The sequence below is a fragment of the Nitratireductor sp. WH36-1 genome (genome assembly GCF_058725515.1).
The window spans coordinates 1,368,776-1,390,292 of sequence record NZ_CM178970.1 but is presented as its reverse complement, the minus strand read 5'-3'; the positions used below and the strand labels follow the sequence as shown (position 1 = coordinate 1,390,292).

Genomic DNA, 21,517 nt, shown 5'->3' with positions numbered 1-21,517 from the left:
ATGAACTGGTCGCTCAGTTTCGAACCCTTCTTCTCCTGGCCAGTACTGGCCGCCCTTCTCGCGCCCGTCGCGCTTCTGGCGCTTGCCGGTCTGTGGACCCGGCAGCGCGGGGCGTGGCTGCGGCTTGCAGCCCTTGCCGCACTGGGTGCAGCACTTGCAAATCCCGTCCTGCTCGATGAGGAACGCGAACCGCTCAAGAGCATCGTGGCCGTGGTGGTGGACGAAAGCCAGAGCCAGACCACCATCGACGGTCGCAGCGAGATGACCGACCAGGCCGCTGCCGAACTGGAAGCGCGGCTGACGCGTTTCAAGGAATTCGAAACCCGCGTGGTGCGCACGGGCCGCGCGTCTTCGGCAACGGAAAACGCACAGACACATCTCTTCGAGGCGCTGGACGGCGCGCTGCGCGACGTGCCGCCCTCCCGCGTCGGCGGGGCGGTGCTGATCACCGACGGGCAGGTGCACGACATTCCCGAAAATGCGGCAGCCCTTGGCGCGCCGGTTCATGGGCTGATCACCGGCGAAGCGGACGAAATGGACCGCCGCATCCGTTTCGAACGCGCGCCGCGCTTCGGCATTGTCGGCAAGCCACTGGAGATGACCTACCGGGTGATCGCCACGGACGAGCAGCGCGGACCGGTGGAAGTGCGCGTCATCATCAATGGCGAGGAACTGTTCATCGAAGACGCCCTGATCGGCCGCGAAACGCGGCTCGAGATCGACGTGCCGAGCGCCGGGCGCAACATCATCGAACTCGCCATCGACCCCGTCGAGGGCGAGCTGACCGACGTGAACAACCGTGCGGTCGCGCTGGTCGATGGCATTCGCGAGAACCTGCGGGTTCTGCTGGTTTCGGGCGAGCCGCATTCGGGCGAACGCACCTGGCGCAACCTTCTGAAATCCGACGCCTCGGTGGATCTGGTTCACTTCACCATTCTGCGTCCGCCGGAAAAGCAGGACGGAACGCCCATCAACGAATTGTCGCTGATCGCTTTTCCCACCCGCGAGCTCTTCGTGGAGAAGATCGACGATTTCGATCTCATCATCTTCGACCGCTACCAGCACCGCGACGTGCTGCCGATCCTCTATTACGACTACATCGCCGAATATGTGGAGAATGGCGGCGCGCTTCTGATTGCAGCCGGACCGGAATTCGCCGGCAACCAGTCCATCGCGCGCACCCCGCTCATCTCCGCTCTGCCGGGTCTGCCAACCGGCGACGTGCTCGAACAGGGGTTTTACCCGCGCCTGACCGAAACCGGCGAACGCCATCCGGTCACGCGCGGCCTTGAGGGCTCGGCATCCGAACCGCCGGAATGGAGCCGCTGGTTCCGTCTGATCGGCATCGACCGGCCTGACGGTCAGGTGGTGATGCAGGGCGCGAACGACCAGCCGCTTCTCATCCTCAACCGCAAGGGCGAAGGCCGCGTCGGCATGTTTCTGTCCGATCAGGGCTGGCTGTGGGCACGCGGGTTCGAAGGCGGCGGTCCGCATGTGGCGCTTTATCGGCGCATCGCCCATTGGCTGATGAAGGAACCGGAGCTGGAAGAGGAGCGCCTTTCAGCGGCAGGTCGCGGCATGCGGCTCGAGATCACCCGCCAGACGATGGAGGAAGGCGCGCCGCCCGCCGAAATCACCACGCCGTCCGGCAATCTGCTTTCCGCAGAGCTTGGCCCGGCCGGCCCCGGCCGCTTCTCCACCAGTCTGGAAACCAACGAGATCGGCATCTACAGCATCGCCAATGGCGAACTGACGACACTCGCCCATGTCGGCCCGGTCAACGCACCGGAATTCGGCGACATGGTTTCGACGCTGGAGAAGCTCACGCCGGCAACAGATGCAACGGGTGGCTCGGTGCGCCGGATTGCCGATGGCAATCTGCCCAACATCGTTCCCGTGCGCCGCACCGGCACCGCATCAGGCAATGACTGGGTCGGTTTCAGAACCACGGATGACAGCGTGCTGAAGGCCGTTCGCCGGGTGCCCGTCTTCACCGGCCTTCTGGCGCTCGCCCTCCTGCTCTTTGCCTTCGGGGCGATGTGGTATCGCGAGGGACGCTGAGGGAATCGGCTTCCCGCCCTCGTGGTTCGACAGGCTCACCATGAGGGCTGTGGTTGTGCAGCGGGGGCATCAGCCTGGAACACAGGCGCCACCCGAGCCCTCATGGTGAGCCTGTCGAACCACGGGGGCGGAGCGATTTTCCGCAGTTTTTCTGGACTGCCCTATCGCGCAAGCGCCGCGTGGGTGACATCACCCTGAAGGCGGGCGACCGCGCCTTCCTGTAATTCCACCGCCAGAAGCCGGTTTGGATCAACCGGGCGCGGCATCTCGATCTGGCCATAGGGGATTTTCTCAAACCCCAGCGGCCCGTAGTAAGGCGCATCTCCCACGAGCACGACAGCGCCCGCTCCGGCCTCACGCGCGGCCTCAATGGCGATGTGCACCAGCTTGCGGCCGATGCCGATGCTCTTGAAGGCAGGCCGCACGGCCAGCGGCCCGAGCAGAAGCGCCCTGCCCTCGCCGGCGGCGATCCACGTCATCCGCACCGAGGCGATCACCACATCCTGATGAATGGCGACAAAAGAGAGCGCACGATCATGCAGGCCGCCTTCGCGGATCTTGTAGGCCGCGCGGGTGAAGCGGCCGGGGCCGAAGGCTTCTTCGTTGATGAGTTCGATTTCAGCGTCGTGGGCCGGCTGTTCCGGCAGGTAATGAATTTCGGCAGAAGCCATGATCGTCTAGTCCGGTGGTCTCGAAAGGTGGAAGCGGCCATAGGCCCGCCCGCCCCATGCCAGGGGCCTTTAGTCCTTTCGTCGTCGCTCCACCAGAAACAGGATCATGTCGTGCGTTTTCCTCGCTGAATGGTTTTCCCGCTACCAGCAATTCCCTGCCCCGTCCACTGGAACTTTACCGCGGAACCAAAATTGTTGACGCAGTGTTTACAACCAGAACGGTTGGGTTCACCCCGGCAATAACCTACATGCGGCTGGAACAAAGGAGTTTCGAGAATGGGTTTGCTCGTTGACGGTGTCTGGCGCGATCAGTGGTACGACACTTCCAAGACCGGCGGCCGCTTCGAGCGGTCCAAATCGCAGTTCAGGGATTTCGTCACAAAGGACGGCGCACCGGCTGAAGGCCGCGAGCGCGGCTTCAGGGCTGAACCCGGGCGCTACCACCTCTACGTATCGCTCGCCTGCCCGTGGGCGCACCGCACGCTCATCTTCCGCAAGCTGAAGAAGCTGGAAGACGTGATCTCCGTTTCGGTCGTCCATCACTTCATGGGCGAAAATGGCTGGACCTTCCTCAGGGAAGACGGTGCGACGGGCGACGACCTCTACGGTTTCGACTTCATGCACCAGATCTACACCAAGGCCGACCCGGATTATTCCGGCCGCGTCACCGTGCCGGTGCTGTGGGACAAGAAGACGGAAACCATCGTCTCCAACGAGTCGGCGGAGATCATCCGCATGCTGAACGAAGCGTTCGATGAGTGGGGCGACGCCTCGCTGGATTTCTATCCGCAAGACCTGCGCGCCGAGATCGACGCCACCAATGATCTTGTCTACGACAACATCAACAATGGTGTTTACAAGGCCGGTTTCGCCACCACGCAGGCCGCCTATGAAGAGGCGTTCAAAGCGCTCTTCGATACGCTGGATCAGGTGGAGGACCGCCTCTCACGCCAGCGCTACCTCACCGGCTCACAGCTGACGGAAGCCGACTGGCGGCTGTTCACCACGCTGGTGCGGTTCGACCCGGTCTATGTCGGTCACTTCAAATGCAACCTGCGCCGGATCGACGACTATCCGAACCTGTCGAACTATCTGCGCGAACTCTATCAGGCGCCGGGCGTGGCCGAGACCGTCGACATGCTGCACATCAAGGCCCACTACTACGGCAGCCACAAGACCATCAATCCGACCGGCGTGGTGCCGCTCGGACCGGAACTCAATCTGGACGCACCGCACAATCGCGGTGAATGGGCAAAGGCCGCCTGAGTTTTTCATCCTCTAAGGAACGTGCGCCAACGCCAAAGCCCCCTTCTCCCCGCATGCGGGGAGAAGGACGAAAATCAGCACCGCCGCGCTACCACTCGTCGGAAACGGGTGCGTTGTCGAAAATCTCCGCGATGCGGCGGCGGGTGCCGTCGCTGGTGCCATCCGGCAGCGCGTCCAGCGGGAAGAAACGCGCCTCGGCAATCTCACGGTCAGGCACATGCGGATGCGTCTGGCGAAAGCCGGTGATGAGATAGACCGCCACATGGTCACGATTGCTGGCCATGCGGTTGAAATGAAACGACCGCAGAACCGGCCGTTCGAGGATCTCGATATTGCCTTCCTCGACAAGCTCGCGCGAAAGCGCCGCCTCGGTGCTCTCGCCCGGCTCCACACCGCCACCGGGAAAGTGCCAGCCCTTCACATAGGTGTGCCGCACGAGGAAGACCGCATGGTTTTCCGCGTCATAGACCACACCGCGCATGCCCAGCGTCATGGGCCTGCTCAACCGCAGCCAGAAATGAAAAAGACGGGCGCTGAGCGCCGCCTTTCGGGGCGGTGAAGCGGGTGCGTTCATCGGTTGCCCCCGGATCGGCCTTCGACAGAGAAGCGGCCAGACCGAAAACCGGATGACACTTTTCGCTCCGATGCTCTGGCGGGCTGGTCAGCGCGGTTTGCGTGTTCTACACACGAAACATGTTTCGCCTTGCGCATTTTTCCGACATCCATCTGGGGCCTCTCCCCGCTGTTACCTATCGTGAGCTCGCTTCCAAGCGCATCACCGGCTACATCAACTGGCGGCGCAACCGAAGGCTCAATCTCGACCACGGCCTGATCGACCGCATCACCGACGACATGCTCGAAGCCGCGCCCGACCACATTGCGCTTACGGGCGATCTGGTCAACCTCGCGCTCGACAAGGAAATCGAGATGGCGCGGCTCTGGCTGGAGAGCCTCGGACCTGCGGACAGGGTCTCGGTGGTGCCGGGCAACCACGACGCCTATGTGCCGGGCGCGCTTGCGCGCTGCTGCCGCGCCTGGGCCGCCTACATGACCGGCGACGACGGGACACCCCCAAAAGGCAAAGACGCGTTCCCCTATCTGCGGGTACGCGACCAGGTCGCCATCATCGGCGTTTCCTCGGCCCGCGCAACCGCGCCCTTCATGGCGTCGGGCCATTTCTCGAAAGCGCAGGCCAAGCGGTTGGCGAAGATGCTCGACGCCACCCGGGAGGCCGGGCTGTTCCGGGTCGTGATGATCCATCATCCCCCCGTGCGTGGCGCGACCAATGCGAGCAAGCGCCTTTACGGCATCGGCCGGTTCCAGAAACTGATCCGCAAGCATGGCGCGGAACTCATTCTGCACGGCCACACACACAAGCCGACCGTCCACCGCATCGACGGGCCAAGCGGAGCTTCCGTGCCGGTCGTCGGCGTCGCTGCAGCCGGCCAGTCCCATGGCAGCGCCAAACCGCCCGGTCACTACAATCTCTTCGAAATCGACGGAAAGCCGGGCGCGTGGGAGATCCGCTTTTCCCGCCGCGGCGTGACCGATGGCAATGGCACGATAGGCGAGGTTTCGGGCGCGCTCCTTACCGGAGACGTGCAGGCCGGCTGAGGATCAGGAGGCGCGCACACACCGCCATGCAGCAATGCCAAGGCCGAATGTGCCGCTCGCCGCGCCAAGGGCCACGGACAGGGAACCGAGCGCAATCAGCGCAAACGGCTCATGCAGAAAACCTTCGGCATCAACACTGCTGCCAATCCAATTGGCTGCAAACAGACAAGCGCCACCGGCCACAACCAGAAAAACGGCGCAAAAGAACAGAAACTTCATCAAAATCGCTCGCAAACAGGTCCCTTCATCACGCAGGAAACCACATAAAGCGGGCGAGACTTTGATTTTTCCTCAGAAGCGGGAGAGGAGCGCATCCAGTTCGGGGAAGCGGTCCCACATGGCGACGACAACCGTGGCGACACCGACAATGCCGCCCAGGATGACGAAGGCAACCCCGCTGAAGAAGCTGCTCCAGGCGCTCCTGTAGGGCGTGGGAGCAACAGTTTCCTGCTCCTGTGTATCGCCGCGCGGCAGCGGCTCCACATCACCTTCCACGGCCCGCTGACGCTCCACAAGGCGCTCGGCAATGTAGCGCGTTACCTGATTGGCGACGGGAGCGATCTCCGCGCTTTCGGCAAGCACCACGCGGCCAAGACGTGTATCGCGGACAAACCGATAGGTGCGGCGGTCACGGCCCATCGCCACATGGGCAACGGCATCGATCCACAGCCGGGGCTGCTCACCGGAAGAGATGGCGAAATCGAAGGTCGGATCGTCCGCCGGAACATCGTCGAAAACGGGCTGGAGTTCCTGCGCCAGAAGCTCAAGCCGCGTGCGGCTCGCCTCACGCATCTCCACGACCACATCCGCCCTGTCGGCAGCCGCATTCTTCATCTCGCGCATTGCATCGGAAAGCCGGCGCACATTGGTAACCGAAACTGCGGACTGACCAGCCTCACTCATGGGCGGTACTCCTGACGACAAGGAAGCGTTAACCCATCGTTAACATGGCTAAAACAGAAAATCATCACGTTTTGTTCCGCTCCTGAAAGCGGCGTAAACAAGACGAGTTTAAGAAAAACACGAGGGGAAAGCCGAATATCCTGATCAGACTGCGCCAGTGCTTTCAGCGATGATGCGCGCAATCTCGGCCGGAGCCTCCTCGGGCAGCATGTGGCCAAGCCCCGGCAACCGATGCACGATGAAGCTCCCCGGCAACCCGTCGGCCTGATGCGGCGGCAGCACCGCATCGCGCGAACCCCACGCCACGTGAACGGGCATGGCAAGCGCCTCCAGCATGGCGCGCGGGAAGGCTCCCTGCTCCCCATTGCGCACGATGAGAGAACTGATCTCGATGAGCTTCTCGCGTTGCCCCGGAACAGAATTGAGTTCAACCGCAGCGTCCACGACGCCGCTCTCAACCTGCGCCTGCGCTCCGAACATTGCCTGAACGGCAGCGGTGATTTCATCGTCAGTGCGTGCATGGGCGCGCGCCGTCATCAGGTCTCCGGCAATCTCCGGGCCAAACCCACCCGGCGCAATCAGCGCCAGTGAGGCGACGGACCGGGGCGCAAGATGGGCGGCAAGAACGGCGACCGCTCCGCCGAAGGAGTGGCCGGCCAGGTGATATCGGGCAATGCCCCGCGCAGCGAGATCGTCGACAACCATCTGCGCCACGGACTTGGCCCTGCCGGCGCCCGGCAGGCCAAGCGAACGGGCATGGCCCGGCAGATCATAAGCGATAATGCGAAGGCCCTTGGGAAGCGCCTTGGGCAGCGCCTTGCGCACACCCTCCCAGACCCGGTGGCTGCCGGCAAAGCCATGCAGCAGAACGAGGGCGCATTCGCCCTCGCCCGTATCGTCAGCGTAAAGCGCGCCCGTCAACCGATGATCCGGTTGGCCGCCGAAACCACCGCTTCGAGCGATGCCGCGACGATGTTGGTGTTCACGCCCACGCCAAACAGTTTGCCGCCCGGATGCTGGACTTCCATGTAGCAGATGGCCGCCGCATTGGAGCCCTGCTGCATGGAATGCTCGGAATAGTCGATGACCGACATGTCCACGCCCAGATGCTTGGAGAGCGCGTCGATGAAACCATCGACCGGGCCGGTGCCCACGCCCTTGATCACGGTTTCCTTGCCGCCATCGGTGATCGTCGCCTCGACAATGCGCTGTCCCTTGACCGAAGTGTCGGGGAAGGTCTGGTGATCGACAAACTTGATGCGCGCGTCCGGCTGGTCGACATAGAGCTCCATGAAGCGCTCATAGATCTGCTTGACCGGCAGTTCCTTGCCTTCACGGTCGGTAATGTCCTGAATGTCGCCACGGAACTCGACCTGCAGATTGCGCGGCAGGTTCAGGCCGTAATCGGCCTGCAGAACATAGGCGATGCCGCCCTTGCCCGACTGCGAGTTGATGCGGATGATCGCCTCGTAGGAGCGGCCAACATCCTGCGGATCGATGGGCAGGTAAGGCACTTCCCACAGCGGCTTGTTGGCCGTCTTGATGGCCTTCATGCCCTTGTTGATCGCGTCCTGATGCGAGCCGGAGAAGGCGGTGTAGACCAACTCACCGACATAGGGGTGACGTTCGGGAATGACCAGCTGGTTGCAGTATTCGTAGACATCCTTCATGCGGTTGATGTCCGTGCAGTCCAGCTCGGGATCGACGCCCTGCGTGTACATGTTCAGCGCCAGCGTCACGACATCCACATTGCCGGTGCGCTCGCCATTGCCGAACAGCGTGCCCTCGACGCGATCAGCGCCGGCCATCAGGCCCAGCTCCGTGGCTGCAATGCCCGTGCCACGGTCATTGTGCGGGTGCAGCGAAATCAGCAGGCTGTCGCGCCGGTCGAGATTGCGGCACATCCATTCGATCTGGTCGGCATAGATGTTCGGCGTCGACATTTCGACGGTCGACGGCAGATTGACGATCAGCTTGTTGTCGGGCGTCGGATCAATGATCTCGATGACAGCGTTACAGATCTCCAGAGCCACACCCAGCTCGGTGCCGGTAAAGCTCTCCGGCGAATACTGGAAGCGGTATCCACCGCCGGCCTTGGCAGCCATGTCCATGACCATCTTGGCTGCGTCCGTGGCGATCTGCTTGATACCGGCAACATCCTTGCCGAACACGACACGGCGCTGCAACTCACTGGTGGAGTTGTAGAAATGGACGATCGGGTGCTTCGCGCCCTGCAACGCCTCGAAGGTGCGCGTGATCAGTTCGGGACGGCACTGCACCAGCACCTGCAGCGAAACATCGTCCGGCACGCCGGCTTCCTCGATGCACCAGCGGGCGAAGTCGAAATCGGTCTGCGAGGCAGATGGAAAGCCCACCTCGATTTCCTTGAAGCCCATGTCCACCAGCAGCTTGAACATGCGCGCCTTGCGGTCATGCCCCATCGGGTCGACCAGGGCCTGATTGCCGTCACGCAGATCGACGGAGCACCAGATCGGAGCCTTTTCAATGCGCCTGGAGGGCCAGGTACGGTCTGCGAGGTCGATCTGCGGATAGGGCTGATATTTGATCGAAGCATCCGCCATGCCCTTGCGGCCCTGTGCGGTTGCTTCACCCTGTACTCGGTTTTCTGCCATGTCAGTCATTGTATGCGCGTCCATTCCATTTTCTCCCGGCACCGGTTGCGTGCGCTCGGCACGGCGGGCCTGTCAACAACAAATCGCGGTTTTGGAGAAAGAGCTGATGCCAGGCGGCGACATCGATCGCCGGGCGCTCCTTCAACGGACCCGGCGATCGCCGATAAGGCCAAGAAGAAGGAGGCTGGAAAATAGCGCGCGAACGGTCTCGCCGACGAAAGCGGCGCGACTGGACAAGATATCTGTCTGACGCGTGATCATGGGAGCTTCATTAAACGACGCCGGCGCGGCTTGCAAGTGCGGTGGGCGCCTTGCGCGCCAGCACCTCTTCATAAGCCGCCTGCAAACGCATGCGCACCCCCGGTTCGCCGGCATTTTGCGCGGAAGCCAAGCCCAGATGCATTTCGCGCAATTCCTCCATGAACGCATCCCAAAGCGATGGCCCGCCTTCCGCCAAAAGCTTCGCGCGGATCGACAGCTCCTCGCTCACCGGCAGCCATTTGCTGCCCCATGCGCCAATCATGGCGAAGACCGGAACCAGTTCGATGCCCTTCTCGGTCAGGCTGTAAATCGACTTCTGCTTGTGGCTCGGATCATCCGCCTTCGAGACAAGGCCCTCCGCCAGAAGCCTGCGCAGCCTGTCGGCGAGAATGTTGGAGGCAATCCCCTCCTCCGAACCGGTCAGCAGTTCGCGGAAATGGCGGCGGTCGCCGAACATCATGTCGCGCACCACGATCAGGCTCCATTTGTCACCCAGCACCTCAAGCGTGAGGTTGATGGGGCAGCCCGAGCGATGCGGTGCGGCGGTCTTCCGGGTCTCGTTCAATCTGCCCTCCAGAATCTGATTGCAAGATGCCACCGGGTTGACTCATTCGCAACCAGTTGCAAAACTTAATCAGTCTTTGAACATCGACAGGGAATGGCAGCCCGGAGGAAAATCGCCCCGGATTTTCTGCCACCGCATGTCGGATCGGAGGAACCCGTCTGCGTCTTATCCCTGACCGCGAGCGCGATACCGCGCTCGAACATGCAAGGAAGCGAGGAGGAAACCACAATGACCGCCCCAGAAATCGCATCGCGGGAAGACTGGCAGAAAGCGCGCGCAGCGCTGCTTGAAAAGGAAAAGGCGCTCACCCGCGCCCATGATGCCCTGGCTGCCGAGCGGCGTCGCCTGCCATGGGTCCGTGTCGATAAGGACTATGCCTTCAAAAGCCCGGAAGGCGCGCTGACGCTCAACGATCTGTTCGAGGGACGCCGCCAACTGATCGTCTATCACCACATGCTCAGGCCAGCTGATCCTTCGCCATGCGCCGGCTGCTGCATGTTCGTCGACAATCTCGGCCACGCCGCCCATCTGAACGCCCGTGACACGACACTGGCGCTGGTCTCCGGTGCGCCCGTCAGCGAGATCGAAGCCTTTCGCAGGCGCATGGGCTGGCCACAGCGCTGGTATTCCGTGGAAGACAGCACCTTCAACGAGGATTTCGGTGTTACAGGCGGCTTCGGCCTCAACGTCTTCATCCACGAAGGCGACACGGTGTTTCACACCTATTTCACCAGCGGGCGCGGTGTCGAGGCGCTGGGCAGCAACTGGACATTTCTCGACCTCACGCCCCTCGGACGTCAGGAAAGCTGGGAAGACGCGCCCGAAGGCATCTCCCAGACGGCACCCTATCAATGGTGGCGGCTGCACGATGAATATGATGCGGAGACGACGGGATGACCGAAGCCCCCTCGCTTTCCCGCCGCCGGCTGATGACCGGCGGTGCGGCACTGGCCTTTTCTTCCGCCATCAGCAACAGGGCGACCGCCATGAACACGCTTTCCCCAAAGGCACTGGAAACGCTGAAAGACACCATGGAAGCGCATGTCGCCGAAGGCCGCATGGCCGGCGCGACATGGCTGATCCATCACGATGGTGTGGATCATGTCGGCACTGCCGGCACGTTTGCGCTGAACGGCGAAGGCGCACCCATGGCCCGCGACACGATCTTCCGCGTTGCCTCGATCACGAAGCCGGTCACGGCGGCGCTGGCCATGATGCTGGTGGAGGATGGCGTGCTGACGCTTGATGGTCCCGTCGATGACCTCTTGCCGGAGCTTGCCGACCGCCGGGTTCTGAAACGCCTTGATGGACCACTGGATGACACGGTTCCCGCAAACGGCCCCGTGACGCTGCGCCAGCTCCTGACCATGACCTTCGGGCTTGGCGCGATCATGGTGTTTCCGGACGCATACCCGATCCAGAAAGCCATGCGCGAAGCCGGCATCGCGCCGAGCTGGGTGCTGCCGAAAATGTCGTCCGACGACTACATGGAGAAGCTGGGAGCCCTGCCGCTGGCAGCGCACCCCGGCGAGGATTTCTTCTACAACAACGGGCTCGATGTGGCCGGCATCCTGATCGAGCGCGCAACGGGGCAGCGGCTCGGCGCTGTCATGCGCGAGCGCCTGCTCGATCCGCTTGGCATGAAGGACACGGGCTTTCATGTCCCCGCAGAGAAGCAGGACCGGCTGCCGAACCAGTATGGCCCGGATTTTGCCAATGGCGGAGCGGAGCTTATCGTCTTCGGGCCGGAACAGGGCGTGGACTTCACCAATCCGCCGCCCATGGATTCCGGCGCAGGCGGTCTGGTGACGACGGTGGATGATTACGCCGCCTTCTGCCGCATGATGCTTCATGGCGGGACGCTGGACGGCAGACGCTATCTGAAGGCCGAGACGGTGGCCGAAATGACGCGCGATCAACTGACGCCCGGGCAAAAGACGGCCCCGCACGCGACGATGTTCATGGATGAAGGCGGCGCAGGATGGGGGCTTGGCATGTCCGTCGGCCTAGGGACAACGCGTCCCTGGCTCACACCGGGCAGTTTCGGCTGGAATGGCGGGTTCGGCACCACCGCCTATACCGATCCGCAGAACGGGCTGGTGGGCGTGTTCTTGAGCCAGAACATGATGACATCGCCCGAGCCACCCCGGACCTATATGGATTTCTGGACACAGGCCCATCTGGCCATTGCTGCCTGACGGTGCGGTGCCCTAACCACCGGCCCAGCGCGCCACCATGCGGCTGATGGGCGGACCGGCCAGAAGCACAAAGAGAAAACGCGCCATCTGCACAGCCATGATGAAGGACAGATTGACGTTCTGGGAGGCGGCAGCCGCGATGATGGCGACCGAATCCATGCCACCGGGGCTCGTCGCCAGATAGGCGGTCAGCGGGTCGATGCCCCATTCCACATGCAGGAACCAGGCAAGCGCGCCGCAGAAGGCCATCAGCGCCACGATCGATATCACCACCTGCGGCAGCGCCTTGAAGGCGGTGCGCAGAAGCGCCCGGTCGAATTTCAGGCCGATGGTCCAGCCGACCATCATGTAAGCGCCGCCCATCAGCCATGGCGGAAGCTCCAGCGTCAGCCCGCCGCCCAGATGCACCACCGCACCGGCCAGCATGCCTCCGAGAAAGAACGGTGCAGGCAGGCGCACCAATCGCCCGAACGCCCCGCCCACCATGGCGGTTGCCAGCGTGATGGCAAAGGCATTGAACTCGATGGACGGGAACCAGACGGTCGCGGGAACCTCAACGCCTGACGTGTCCACCCACAGTCTGGCGATGACGGCGGCGGCCACAGTGACGAAGATCACCCGGAGATACTGCATGAAGGCCACAAGCCGCGCATCCGCGCCAAACGCGCCGGCCATCAGCACCATCGCCGTGGCCGCACCGGGCGCGGAGCCCCAGACCGCCGTGGTGCCGGGCAGGATCTTCCAGCGGCTGACGATAAAACCCAGAAAGCTGCTCGCCCCTACCGTCGCCACGACGGCAATCAGAAGGATCGGCCAGATATCAACGAAGGAAGCGAGAATGGCCGGCTCCAGCGAACCACCGATCAGAAGCCCGACCAGCGTCTGCGCGGCGGCGAAAACCAGCCCCGGAACGCGAATGCCCGCGCCAAGCGCCCCCGTTGTCACCGCCGCCAGCATCGGCCCGATGAGCAGCGCCGCCGGCATGGTTCCATAGAGCATCACGCCGGCAAACACCGCCGTGAGGCACACCAGAAAGAGCCACTGCAGAGCAGGCGTCAGCCGGGTAAGAGGGCCCTGGAAAGTTGCCTGCGGTGCGGTGTCCATCAAACCATGCGTCCTGAATTCTTGCCATCACGGCATACAGGATTGCCGGGCTGAGGGAAATGAGCCAGACGCGGACACGCGGATGGCCGCCCCATTTACCCTTTTGGGATCAGGCGAATTTCGCCTTGTGCGCGGGCTCCACATGGATGGTGACTTCAGCGCCCGGCTGCGATTTTTCAAGCGCGCCCTCGATGCGGTCACAAATGTGGTGCGCGACTTCAACCGTCATGTCGGACGGCACGACGAGATGGAACTCGATGAAGCGGGCGCGGCCTGCCTCGCGGGTTTTCAGGTCATGAAATTCGAGCGCACCGACACTGTTTTCTTCAACGACCCGGTGAATTTCAGCCAGTTCCTCAGGCTCCACAGACACGTCCATGAGCCCCTGCACGGAATCCCCCACCAGATGCCAGCCGTGCCACAGAATGTTGACTGCAACGATCAGCGCCATCACCGGATCGAGCCACAGCCACCCGGTCACCACCGCCAGAACCAGACCGAAGATGACACCCGCAGAGGTGACGACGTCCGTCCACAGATGCTTGCCATCGGCAACCATGGCCGGCGAACGGGCCTTGCGCCCGGTCGAAATGAGGAGCCACGCCCAGAGACCGTTGCCCACCGCTGCCAGCGCATTCACCAGAAGGCCGGCCACCGGCGCTTCCAGCGCACGCGGCGCAAACAGTGCGGTCCATGCCTCGTGGATGATCAGAAGCGCTGCAACAACGATCAGAACGCCTTCGAGAACGGCGGAGAAATACTCCGCCTTGTGATGACCGAAGGGGTGATTGTCGTCTGCGGGGCGGTGCGCGATGCGCAGCGCATACCAGGCGACGAAGGAGGCCACCACATTGACCACCGATTCCATCGCGTCGGAAAACAGCGCCACGGAATCGGTCAGCCACCACGCCGACAGTTTCAGCCCGAAAATGCCGAACGCCACCACGATGGACCACAGGGCAATACGCTGAAGATCACCGTTGGACGGCATGGTGGTTCCTTTCAATCGATGTCCTGCCCGACCGGGCAGGACCTTCACAGGGCATTACATGCCGAATGTGTCAGGCTGCTTTCACCCGCGCCTTTCGCGGCAGATGCGCCACCACATTCTCGATCATGCGCATGCCGGCATTCTGTCCGAGCGTCATGATCGATTCGGGATGGAATTGCACGGCTGCAACCGGCTCATCCTCATGTTCGATGCCCATCACGACACCGTCATCCGTTTCGGCCGTGATGGTGAAGCTGGCGGGCAGACGCGCCGGATCGGCAAAGATCGAGTGATAACGCCCGACTGTCACTTCCGCAGGCAGACCCGAGAAGACCAGGCTGTTGCTGCTGACGCGGATGCGCGAAGGCTTGCCATGCATCGGCTCGGCAAGCTGTCGCAGCTCACCGCCATAGGCTTCCACCAGTGCCTGCAGGCCAAGACAGACGCCAAAGACCGGCAGCCCGCGCGCACGGCATTTGGCAATGGTGGCGCTGCAGTTGAAATCTTCCGGACGTCCCGGCCCCGGCGAGAGCACGACCAGATCCGGCTCCACCCGGTCGAACACATCATCGGCAACGGGCGAGCGCACCGTCACCACATCCGCGCCCGTCTGGCGGAAATAGTTGGCAAGCGTATGCACGAAGGAGTCCTCGTGATCGACAAGCAGGATCTTCACGCCCTCACCGACACGGGCAGTCGTGCGCATCTCGTTTTCCATATTGGTCTTCCCGGCATCGCGGATCGCCGACAGCATGGCCGACGCCTTGAGTTCCGTTTCGGCCTCTTCCTCCTGCGGATCGGAATCGAAGAGAAGCGTGGCCCCTGCCCGCACCTCCGCCACACCATCCTTGATGCGGATCGTGCGCAGCGTCAGGCCGGTGTTCATGTCGCCATTGAAATGCACCATGCCGATGGCCCCGCCATACCAGGCGCGCGGGCTCTTCTCGTTTTCCTCGATGAAGCGCATCGCCCACAGTTTCGGCGCGCCGGTCACGGTCACGGCCCAGGCATGGCTCAGAAACGCATCGAATGCATCCATGCCCTCGCGCAGCCTGCCCTCAATGTGATCGACCGTGTGGATGAGGCGCGAATACATCTCGATCTGACGGCGACCGATGACACGCACCGAACCCGGCTCGCAGACGCGGCTCTTGTCGTTGCGGTCGACATCCGAACACATGGTCAGTTCGGACTCGTCCTTCTTGGAGTTCAGAAGCTTGATGATCTGTTCGGCATCGGCAATGGCGTCATCGCCGCGCTTGATGGTGCCGGAGATCGGGCAGGTCTCGACCCGCCGGCCATTGACCCGAACGAACATCTCCGGCGATGCGCCGATCAGAAATTCCTGCTCGCCCAGATTGATGAAGAAGGAATAGGGCGACGGGTTGATCTGCTTCAGCCGGCGCGAAATCTCTGAAGGACGGCGCTCGACGCGCTCCATGAACATCTGGCCGGGCACCACCTCAAAGAGGTCGCCGCGATGGAAGCTGTGCTTGGCCTTCTCGACAAGACGCGCATATTCGCCGGGCGTGTGATCGCCACGCGGCGGCGCTTCCGCTGCTGGTTTGAATGTCTCGCGCGCGCCCTCACGCGGCAGGCCCTCGGTTGAAAACCCTTCGCCCGCATAGTCGTAACGATCATGCCAGGCCTTCGCCGCATGGTGGTCGACCACGAGGATTTCGTCCGGCAGGTAAAGCACCAGATCGCGCTGGCTCTCCGGCCGGTTCAGGGTCTGCTTGATCGGGTCGAACTGAAAGGCGAGGTCATAGCCGAACGCGCCATAAAGGCCGAGATTGGAATCCTGATCGGAATGGAAGAGTGCGGTGATCGCCCGCAGAACGGTGAAAACCGTCGGCGCGCGCGAACGCTCTTCCTCGGAAAACACGCGGTCAGGCTCGGCCACCGTCAGGGCAAGGCGCATTTCGTCACGCTCGCGCACCGTCACCGGATCCAGTGCGGCAACCACATCGGCGATGATCGGCAGCAGCACCTTGCCGCGCGCGTTCAGCGCCTCGATCTTCATCTCGCGCCCACGCGCCGAGATCACCAGCGGCGGGTCGATGATGGCCGTGTCCCAGCGCGTGTAGCGGCCCGGATATTCGTAATTCGAGGAAAAGACCGCGCCACGGCGCTCGTCCAGCGCATCGATATAGGCATCGATGGCGCCCGCATAGGCGGTCTCCACACGGCTTCGCGTGATGGTGACGCCGCCCGCCGTCGCAAAACGCTCGGCGCCATTTTCCAGAACTTCCAGGCTCATCATATGCTCCCTTTTTCAGGCATCGCCGGGAAGCGCAGACAAAAATGGCCGCCCGGTTTTCACCTGCGGCCATGGTCTTTCTTTACGCGCACACTGCACGGTTGGCCGCTGTTAGCGAACCCACCACCAGAGATTTGCGCAAGAAATCGTTGTCATGGCTTTTCCATAGCGTCCGCCGGGCTCTCGCGCAACTGGTTTCCCGCGCCATTCGCAAGCCTTTTGCCGCGATAAACCGCCAGCAAGCTGAGGCAGAGCCAGGTGAAGCTCGCCCAGGCAGCACCAAGCGCCCAGCCCGCGGCAACGTCGCTTGGCCAGTGAACGCCAAGATAGACGCGGCTGACGCCGACGATGAACGAAACGAACACCGCAACCGCCAGCACATAGAGCCTGACGCGCCAGTCGGGGAAGAAGCGGATAACGAGGGCCGCAAGCGTCAGATAGGCCACCGTGGTGACGGTGGCGTGACCGCTTGGAAAACTTGCCGTGTGGATCACATCCAGATGCTCCACGATGTCAGGTCGCGGCCGCTCGTAATAGTGCTTGAGCAGGTAAGAGACGAGCGCACCGGAGCCCACGGAAAAGAGGGCGTAGAATGCCGCGCCATAGCGCCGCGTCACCACCAGAAGCCCCGTCACCACGAGAAGCGAAATGATGATGACCGGATAGCCGCCGATGGCGGTGATCTCCAGCGCGGTCTCCTCGAGCCATGGCGGCCCGATTGGATCGCCCGGATCTGCGGCAGTGCGCATCGAAAGCAGCACCCGCTCATCGAACGCCTTTATCTCGCCCTCGGCCACTTCATCGGCGATGGCGAGAAACACAAAGGAACCGACCGTCAGAACCAGAAGGAGCAGCGCCGGAGCCAGTGCCCTGCGCCTGCGCGAAACCCGCTGAAGGAAGCCTTCCGTCTCAACCGTCATACCCACTCAACTCTCTCAAACAGATGATCCTGCAATGGCTCGATGCCAACACGATGATTGTCACCTAAATAAGGTATATACGGTTGTTGCCAACTGGAGCGACGTTCATGGGCTGGTCTTTCAACATCGGAAAAATCGGTGGCACAGTGCTCAGGGTGCATGTCACCTTCTTCCTGCTGCTGGTCTGGATCTGGTTCATGCACTACCAGATCGGTGGAACGGCAGCCGCATGGGAAGGCGTCGCCTTCATCGTCGCGGTGTTCGCCTGCGTGGTGCTTCATGAATTCGGCCATGCGCTCGCCGCGCGCCATTACGGCATCAAGACACCGGACATAACGCTTCTGCCCATCGGTGGGCTGGCGCGGCTGGAGCGCATGCCGGAAGAACCCCGGCAGGAGCTCGTGATCGCCATCGCCGGCCCGATGGTGAATGTGGTCATTGCCGCGCTCATCATCTTTGCACTTGGCGGCACAGCCGGCATCGAGCAGATGCTTCAGGTGGAAGATCCGCGCGCCGATTTTCTCGTACGGCTGGCCGGCGTGAACATCTTTCTCGTCCTGTTCAACCTCATTCCCGCCTTCCCCATGGATGGCGGTCGCGTGCTGCGCGCGCTTCTGGCAACCCGGCTGAGCTGGGCCAAAGCGACACAGATCGCCGCCAATATCGGACAGGGCCTTGCCTTCCTGTTCGGTTTTCTGGGGCTGCTCTACAACCCGCTCCTCATCTTTATCGCCATCTTCGTCTATCTGGCGGCCTCGGCAGAGGCCCAGAACGCCCAGATCAAGAGCGTGGCCAACAGCGTTCTGGCGGGCGACGTGATGGTCACGAAATTCGCCACGCTGAGCCGCTCGGCCAGCATCGGCGAAGCCATCGACCTTCTGCTCGCCACCACACAGAACGAGTTCCCCGTGGTGGATGCACAGGGCCATCTGGAAGGGCTGATAACCCGTAACGACATGATCCGCGTGCTGCGGGATGCGGGGCCGGACGCCCCAGCCGCAAGCGCCATGCGGGCCGGCCTTCCCACCATCCACAAACAGCAGAGCCTGACCGAGGGCGTGCGCCTGATGCAGGAAACACAGGCTCCCGCCGTGGCCGTTCTGGACAGTCATGAAAGGCTTGCAGGCCTCATCACCCATGAAACCATCGGCGAAATGATCATGGTGCGCGCGGCAATGCCCGAGGGCTTTCGCTTTGCCGCCCTGCGGAAGCGAAACAGGCGCAACATGCAAGACCGGGCATAACATGTCACCGCATGATGCATTTACCGAAACTGCCTTGACATCGCCCCGTCTGCGCACCACGTTTAACGTATGAGCACGAACCGAAAGCACATCTCCGTTCTTTTCCGGGTATGTCCCATTGCGGGATATTGACCCCCGGTTCGGTGCTGTGCGCCTCCGAACCGAGGGGCGCGTTTCCGTCTTCCGATCGATAGATCGAGTTTGAACGGCGGAACGAAACTCAGGGCGCATCACTTAAAAATTCGAACTACAGTCGAAGCCTGACCGGCACGCACAGGAGTTGCGTGACCGCACTATTCGCATGGACAAGCCAATGCAGCAGAAGACAGGGCGCAAGCCGAGCATCACGATTTCCCAGACCGACTATGATCGCCTCACCGGCCTCGCCGAAGCGCTGGAAGATCGGAATCCCGAGGTGTCGGAAACCATGATGGCCGAACTCGACCGGGCGCGCGTCGTGCGCGACGGATCGCTCGCCGCCACCGTCGTGCGCATGGGTTCCACCGTCGTCTACACAGCCGACGAAGGCCCCGAAAAGACCGTGACGCTGGTCTATCCCGGCGATGCCGACATCGAGAAGGGCCGCATTTCCATCACCACGCCGGTGGGCACTGCGCTTATCGGCCTCAAGGAAGGCCAGTCGATCAACTGGTCCGCACGCACCGGCCAGACCCACAAGCTGACGGTGGTGCGCGTGACGCAGGAAGAAAAAACCGCCTGAGCCACCAGCCCCGAGTTGGCGACCCCTGGTTGGAAAAATGACTGGTCCACATCACCGTTTCTTCACGGGACATCTCCTGACGGGAGCCTAGCCCCTGCGCCACAGCCTTTCGGCGCAGGGGGGCCGCTCGACCGATATTCAGTCTGCGCAGCCGCAGTGAGGCCGCGCGGGTTTGTTTGTTCGCGGTCTCCCGTCACGAAGCGCGGGAACCGCGTTGGAGATCGCCATGTGGACCAGACAGGGTTGCATCCTCACCACCAAGGATTTCACCATCCTCGAATTCCTGCAGGAGCGCAGGCACAGGTTCAGCGAAGCCTACGCCACGCTTCTGCGCGCCAAGCTTGACGGAGCAACGGTCATCTTTCGCGAAGACGTGCCGGCGAATGTGACCACGCTCAACAGCCGCGTGCGCTACCGCATCAACGACGAAGCACCACAGTCCCGCATCATCAGCCACGAGGAGCTGCAGGGCTTCGTCGGCCTGACGCTGCCCCTCACCACCCTGCGCGGTCTGGCGCTGCTCGGCCTTTCAGCGGGCGATACGCTCGTCCTGCCCCACGAAGGCGCGGACACGCCCGACCGCATCACGCTGGAAGAGGTGGTCTATCAGCCCGAGTCCGCACGGCGAAAGATGGGCGCTTCATCGCAGCCACGGCCTGCCCTGCGGCTCGTTCACAGCGCAGAAGCGCCGGCGATGGCGCAACCCACATTCATCGCACCGGGCGGTGATGACGATCCCGGTCCGAGCGCCGCTTGACCCTCACGCAGCGTGAGGGATTATCTCTCCCGTCCTGCGGAGGCGCGTGTGATGAAAGAATGGACGGTCAGTGAACTGTCGAGGCTTGCCGGCATCTCGGTGCGGGCGCTTCACCATTATGACGAGATCGGCTTTCTTGTCCCCGCACGCGTCGGCGAAAACCGCTATCGCCATTACGGTGAGGAGGAGCTGCTGCGCACGCAGCACATCCTCCTCTACCGCGTTTGAACTGCCGCTCGATAAGATCGGCGCCATTCTCGACGATCCCCAATTCGATGGCCTGACGGCGCTGCAAGGAATTCGTCGGGAAACAGGTTCGATGACCGGCAGATAGCAACACGTATGCGGGATCTGGCCGGGATCGAAGCCAGCCTCGTCAAGGCAATGCAGGACAGCACGGTTCCCGAGCCACGCGCTCTCGACACCGCGCTCAAGGGGCAGCGGGCGTGGGTTTCAGACATGTGGAACAGGCCCTCCACGCCGACCGCCTATGCAGGTCTTGCCGATATCTACGAGAGCCACCCCGACTTCGCCCAGCGCTATCAGACGCTGGGCAAGGGCTTTTCCAGATGGCTCCCCGCGGCCATGCGCGCCAGCGCAAGGCGCAAGGCGCATGCCGGAAGCCTGGGGCAATCACGGGAAAAGCGGAGATGCTCCAAACGCAGGATCTACCCCCTGCTTCCCACCCAGTATCGCGGCCCCGGCCCGGCCCGGCTTGCCCGGTCGGCCGGGTTCGTCAGCGCGCATGTCTCCAGCGAGAGGCAGCCGCAGGAGATGCATTCGGTGAGCCCGCGCTTCAGACGCTCCATCTCTGCAATGCGCTCGTCAATGCGTTCAGTCCAGCTTTCTGAAAGACGCGCCCAGTCATCGCCCTTGGGCACGTGGTCGGTGGGCAGCTTGTCGAGCTCGGCGCGGATCTCATCGAGCGAGAGCCCCACCCGCTGCGCAAAGACGATGAACGCCACACGGCGCAGCACAGCGCGCTGATAGCGCCGGTGCCCGGAGCCTGCGCGTTCGGAGACGATCAGCCCCCGCTCTTCGTAATAGCGCAGCGCGGAAGCCGCGACGCCACTGCGCCGCGATACCTGATTAATGGTGAGCATCGATGCCATGACGGTTTCCTCCAACTCCAGCACCAGCTCCAGCTCCAGCTCCAGCTCCAGCTCCAGCTCCAGCTCCAGCTCCAGCTCCAGCTCCAGCTCCAGCTCCAGCCAAGAAGCTCTCACAGGTCGGTTTCCAAACTCAAGCTCAATTGAACTTAATTTTTATACGGCACAAAGCTTTTTAGGAAACGCGTTATTGCCGGTCCGGCATGACAAATCCGGGGGCGCAAATCCGGGGTCGCAGG

At 62.5% G+C, this 21,517-nt stretch carries 22 protein-coding genes and 1 pseudogene; 11 read left to right on the top strand and 12 right to left on the bottom strand.

All coding sequences use genetic code 11. The features are described 5' to 3' along the window. Positions 1–2,061: a hypothetical protein gene (locus tag AC4PTT_RS06580; RefSeq protein ID WP_492162344.1), complete on the top strand. Its 2,061-nt coding sequence runs from the start codon at positions 1–3 to the stop codon at positions 2,059–2,061. 161 nt (positions 2,062–2,222) lie between these two features. On the opposite strand, the gene AC4PTT_RS06575 is transcribed toward AC4PTT_RS06580, so the two are convergent. After that, on the bottom strand, positions 2,223–2,732 hold the full coding sequence (locus AC4PTT_RS06575) for a GNAT family N-acetyltransferase (protein ID WP_206994065.1): 510 nt from the start codon (positions 2,730–2,732) through the stop codon (positions 2,223–2,225). 276 nt (positions 2,733–3,008) lie between these two features. On the opposite strand from AC4PTT_RS06575, the gene AC4PTT_RS06570 reads away from it, so the two are divergent. Further along, on the top strand, positions 3,009–3,998 hold the full coding sequence (locus AC4PTT_RS06570; RefSeq protein WP_206554672.1) for a glutathione S-transferase family protein: 990 nt from the start codon (positions 3,009–3,011) through the stop codon (positions 3,996–3,998). An 88-nt stretch (positions 3,999–4,086) separates the two neighbouring features. Here AC4PTT_RS06570 and AC4PTT_RS06565 read toward each other — a convergent pair whose 3' ends face one another. Further along, complete coding sequence (locus tag AC4PTT_RS06565; RefSeq protein ID WP_206544047.1) at positions 4,087–4,572, bottom strand: NUDIX domain-containing protein; 486 nt, start codon at positions 4,570–4,572, stop codon at positions 4,087–4,089. 119 nt (positions 4,573–4,691) lie between these two features. Here AC4PTT_RS06565 and AC4PTT_RS06560 point away from each other — a divergent pair, with 119 nt between their 5' ends. Further along, positions 4,692–5,612: a metallophosphoesterase family protein gene (locus AC4PTT_RS06560; protein WP_113155843.1), complete on the top strand. Its 921-nt coding sequence runs from the start codon at positions 4,692–4,694 to the stop codon at positions 5,610–5,612. A gap of 3 nt (positions 5,613–5,615) precedes the next feature. On the opposite strand, the gene AC4PTT_RS06555 is transcribed toward AC4PTT_RS06560, so the two are convergent. Continuing rightward, positions 5,616–5,795: a DUF3955 domain-containing protein gene (locus AC4PTT_RS06555; RefSeq protein ID WP_224873383.1), complete on the bottom strand. Its 180-nt coding sequence runs from the start codon at positions 5,793–5,795 to the stop codon at positions 5,616–5,618. Between AC4PTT_RS06555 and AC4PTT_RS06550 the strand changes: the two genes are divergently transcribed. After that, positions 5,724–5,879: a hypothetical protein gene (locus AC4PTT_RS06550; RefSeq protein WP_224873384.1), complete on the top strand. Its 156-nt coding sequence runs from the start codon at positions 5,724–5,726 to the stop codon at positions 5,877–5,879. The two genes, AC4PTT_RS06555 and AC4PTT_RS06550, sit on opposite strands and share 72 nt — an antisense overlap. Positions 5,880–5,903: 24 nt before the next feature. Here the strand turns inward: AC4PTT_RS06550 and AC4PTT_RS06545 are convergent, their stop codons facing one another. The 4 genes from AC4PTT_RS06545 to AC4PTT_RS06530 form a co-directional block, all read right to left on the bottom strand. Then, complete coding sequence (locus AC4PTT_RS06545) at positions 5,904–6,515, bottom strand: hypothetical protein (protein ID WP_206544048.1); 612 nt, start codon at positions 6,513–6,515, stop codon at positions 5,904–5,906. A gap of 144 nt (positions 6,516–6,659) precedes the next feature. Continuing rightward, positions 6,660–7,436: an alpha/beta fold hydrolase gene (locus AC4PTT_RS06540; RefSeq protein ID WP_492162343.1), complete on the bottom strand. Its 777-nt coding sequence runs from the start codon at positions 7,434–7,436 to the stop codon at positions 6,660–6,662. Beyond that, positions 7,433–9,172, bottom strand: a complete 1,740-nt coding sequence (gene leuA / locus AC4PTT_RS06535) for a 2-isopropylmalate synthase (RefSeq protein WP_492162342.1) — start codon at positions 9,170–9,172, stop codon at positions 7,433–7,435. The genes AC4PTT_RS06540 and leuA overlap by 4 nt, the downstream gene beginning before the upstream one ends. 247 nt (positions 9,173–9,419) lie before the next feature. Beyond that, a complete protein-coding gene (locus tag AC4PTT_RS06530) occupies positions 9,420–9,974 on the bottom strand; it encodes a winged helix-turn-helix transcriptional regulator (protein ID WP_492162341.1) in 555 nt (184 codons plus the stop codon). A gap of 228 nt (positions 9,975–10,202) precedes the next feature. Here AC4PTT_RS06530 and AC4PTT_RS06525 point away from each other — a divergent pair, with 228 nt between their 5' ends. Further along, a complete protein-coding gene (locus AC4PTT_RS06525) occupies positions 10,203–10,871 on the top strand; it encodes a DUF899 domain-containing protein (RefSeq protein ID WP_492162340.1) in 669 nt (222 codons plus the stop codon). Next, positions 10,868–12,172: a serine hydrolase domain-containing protein gene (locus AC4PTT_RS06520; protein WP_492162339.1), complete on the top strand. Its 1,305-nt coding sequence runs from the start codon at positions 10,868–10,870 to the stop codon at positions 12,170–12,172. Before AC4PTT_RS06525 ends, AC4PTT_RS06520 begins: the two co-directional genes overlap by 4 nt. Before the next feature lie 12 nt (positions 12,173–12,184). Here AC4PTT_RS06520 and AC4PTT_RS06515 read toward each other — a convergent pair whose 3' ends face one another. The 4 genes from AC4PTT_RS06515 to AC4PTT_RS06500 form a co-directional block, all read right to left on the bottom strand. Next, positions 12,185–13,276: an AbrB family transcriptional regulator gene (locus AC4PTT_RS06515; RefSeq protein WP_317090040.1), complete on the bottom strand. Its 1,092-nt coding sequence runs from the start codon at positions 13,274–13,276 to the stop codon at positions 12,185–12,187. 109 nt (positions 13,277–13,385) lie between these two features. Continuing rightward, positions 13,386–14,267: a cation diffusion facilitator family transporter gene (locus tag AC4PTT_RS06510; RefSeq protein WP_113155852.1), complete on the bottom strand. Its 882-nt coding sequence runs from the start codon at positions 14,265–14,267 to the stop codon at positions 13,386–13,388. A 70-nt stretch (positions 14,268–14,337) separates the two neighbouring features. After that, positions 14,338–16,527, bottom strand: coding sequence for an anthranilate synthase (locus AC4PTT_RS06505; protein WP_492162338.1), 2,190 nt, complete (start codon positions 16,525–16,527; stop codon positions 14,338–14,340). A gap of 152 nt (positions 16,528–16,679) precedes the next feature. Beyond that, positions 16,680–17,447, bottom strand: coding sequence for a phosphatase PAP2 family protein (locus AC4PTT_RS06500; RefSeq protein WP_206544323.1), 768 nt, complete (start codon positions 17,445–17,447; stop codon positions 16,680–16,682). A gap of 107 nt (positions 17,448–17,554) precedes the next feature. On the opposite strand from AC4PTT_RS06500, the gene AC4PTT_RS06495 reads away from it, so the two are divergent. The 5 genes and pseudogenes from AC4PTT_RS06495 to AC4PTT_RS06475 all read left to right on the top strand — a co-directional run. Further along, the gene (locus tag AC4PTT_RS06495) at positions 17,555–18,691 is read left to right on the top strand and encodes a site-2 protease family protein (protein WP_113155854.1); all 1,137 of its coding nucleotides are present in this window, start codon (positions 17,555–17,557) and stop codon (positions 18,689–18,691) included. Between the two features lie 313 nt (positions 18,692–19,004). Beyond that, complete coding sequence (gene rnk, locus AC4PTT_RS06490) at positions 19,005–19,412, top strand: nucleoside diphosphate kinase regulator (RefSeq protein ID WP_113155855.1); 408 nt, start codon at positions 19,005–19,007, stop codon at positions 19,410–19,412. Positions 19,413–19,638: 226 nt separating this feature from the next. Next, positions 19,639–20,169 (top strand): GreA/GreB family elongation factor, encoded by a 531-nt coding sequence (locus AC4PTT_RS06485; RefSeq protein ID WP_206544056.1) that lies wholly within the window; start codon positions 19,639–19,641, stop codon positions 20,167–20,169. Between the two features lie 51 nt (positions 20,170–20,220). Further along, on the top strand, positions 20,221–20,397 hold the full coding sequence (locus AC4PTT_RS06480) for a MerR family transcriptional regulator (protein WP_492162337.1): 177 nt from the start codon (positions 20,221–20,223) through the stop codon (positions 20,395–20,397). A gap of 114 nt (positions 20,398–20,511) precedes the next feature. After that, positions 20,512–20,703, top strand: a pseudogene (locus AC4PTT_RS06475) (TipAS antibiotic-recognition domain-containing protein); the annotation flags it as partial. 134 nt (positions 20,704–20,837) lie between these two features. On the opposite strand, the gene soxR reads toward AC4PTT_RS06475, so the two are convergent. Further along, positions 20,838–21,395 carry a redox-sensitive transcriptional activator SoxR gene (gene soxR, locus AC4PTT_RS06470; protein WP_492162336.1) on the bottom strand — a complete coding sequence of 186 codons (558 nt, stop codon included), beginning with the start codon at positions 21,393–21,395 and terminating at the stop codon, positions 20,838–20,840. Between the last annotated feature and the right edge of the window lie 122 nt (positions 21,396–21,517).

Coding starts and splice junctions, on each gene's coding strand:
- AC4PTT_RS06570 (WP_206554672.1), top strand. CDS start 3,009: ATGGGTTTGCTCGTTGACGGTGTCTGGCGCGATCAGTGGTACGACACT.
- AC4PTT_RS06495 (WP_113155854.1), top strand. CDS start 17,555: ATGGGCTGGTCTTTCAACATCGGAAAAATCGGTGGCACAGTGCTCAGG.
- AC4PTT_RS06515 (WP_317090040.1), bottom strand. CDS start 13,276: ATGGACACCGCACCGCAGGCAACTTTCCAGGGCCCTCTTACCCGGCTG.
- AC4PTT_RS06500 (WP_206544323.1), bottom strand. CDS start 17,447: ATGACGGTTGAGACGGAAGGCTTCCTTCAGCGGGTTTCGCGCAGGCGC.
- rnk (WP_113155855.1), top strand. CDS start 19,005: ATGCAGCAGAAGACAGGGCGCAAGCCGAGCATCACGATTTCCCAGACC.
- AC4PTT_RS06565 (WP_206544047.1), bottom strand. CDS start 4,572: ATGAACGCACCCGCTTCACCGCCCCGAAAGGCGGCGCTCAGCGCCCGT.
- AC4PTT_RS06560 (WP_113155843.1), top strand. CDS start 4,692: ATGTTTCGCCTTGCGCATTTTTCCGACATCCATCTGGGGCCTCTCCCC.
- AC4PTT_RS06525 (WP_492162340.1), top strand. CDS start 10,203: ATGACCGCCCCAGAAATCGCATCGCGGGAAGACTGGCAGAAAGCGCGC.
- AC4PTT_RS06480 (WP_492162337.1), top strand. CDS start 20,221: ATGAAAGAATGGACGGTCAGTGAACTGTCGAGGCTTGCCGGCATCTCG.
- AC4PTT_RS06520 (WP_492162339.1), top strand. CDS start 10,868: ATGACCGAAGCCCCCTCGCTTTCCCGCCGCCGGCTGATGACCGGCGGT.
- AC4PTT_RS06580 (WP_492162344.1), top strand. CDS start 1: ATGAACTGGTCGCTCAGTTTCGAACCCTTCTTCTCCTGGCCAGTACTG.
- AC4PTT_RS06545 (WP_206544048.1), bottom strand. CDS start 6,515: ATGAGTGAGGCTGGTCAGTCCGCAGTTTCGGTTACCAATGTGCGCCGG.
- AC4PTT_RS06485 (WP_206544056.1), top strand. CDS start 19,639: ATGTGGACCAGACAGGGTTGCATCCTCACCACCAAGGATTTCACCATC.
- AC4PTT_RS06550 (WP_224873384.1), top strand. CDS start 5,724: ATGCAGAAAACCTTCGGCATCAACACTGCTGCCAATCCAATTGGCTGC.
- leuA (WP_492162342.1), bottom strand. CDS start 9,172: ATGGACGCGCATACAATGACTGACATGGCAGAAAACCGAGTACAGGGT.
- AC4PTT_RS06510 (WP_113155852.1), bottom strand. CDS start 14,267: ATGCCGTCCAACGGTGATCTTCAGCGTATTGCCCTGTGGTCCATCGTG.
- AC4PTT_RS06575 (WP_206994065.1), bottom strand. CDS start 2,732: ATGGCTTCTGCCGAAATTCATTACCTGCCGGAACAGCCGGCCCACGAC.
- AC4PTT_RS06505 (WP_492162338.1), bottom strand. CDS start 16,527: ATGAGCCTGGAAGTTCTGGAAAATGGCGCCGAGCGTTTTGCGACGGCG.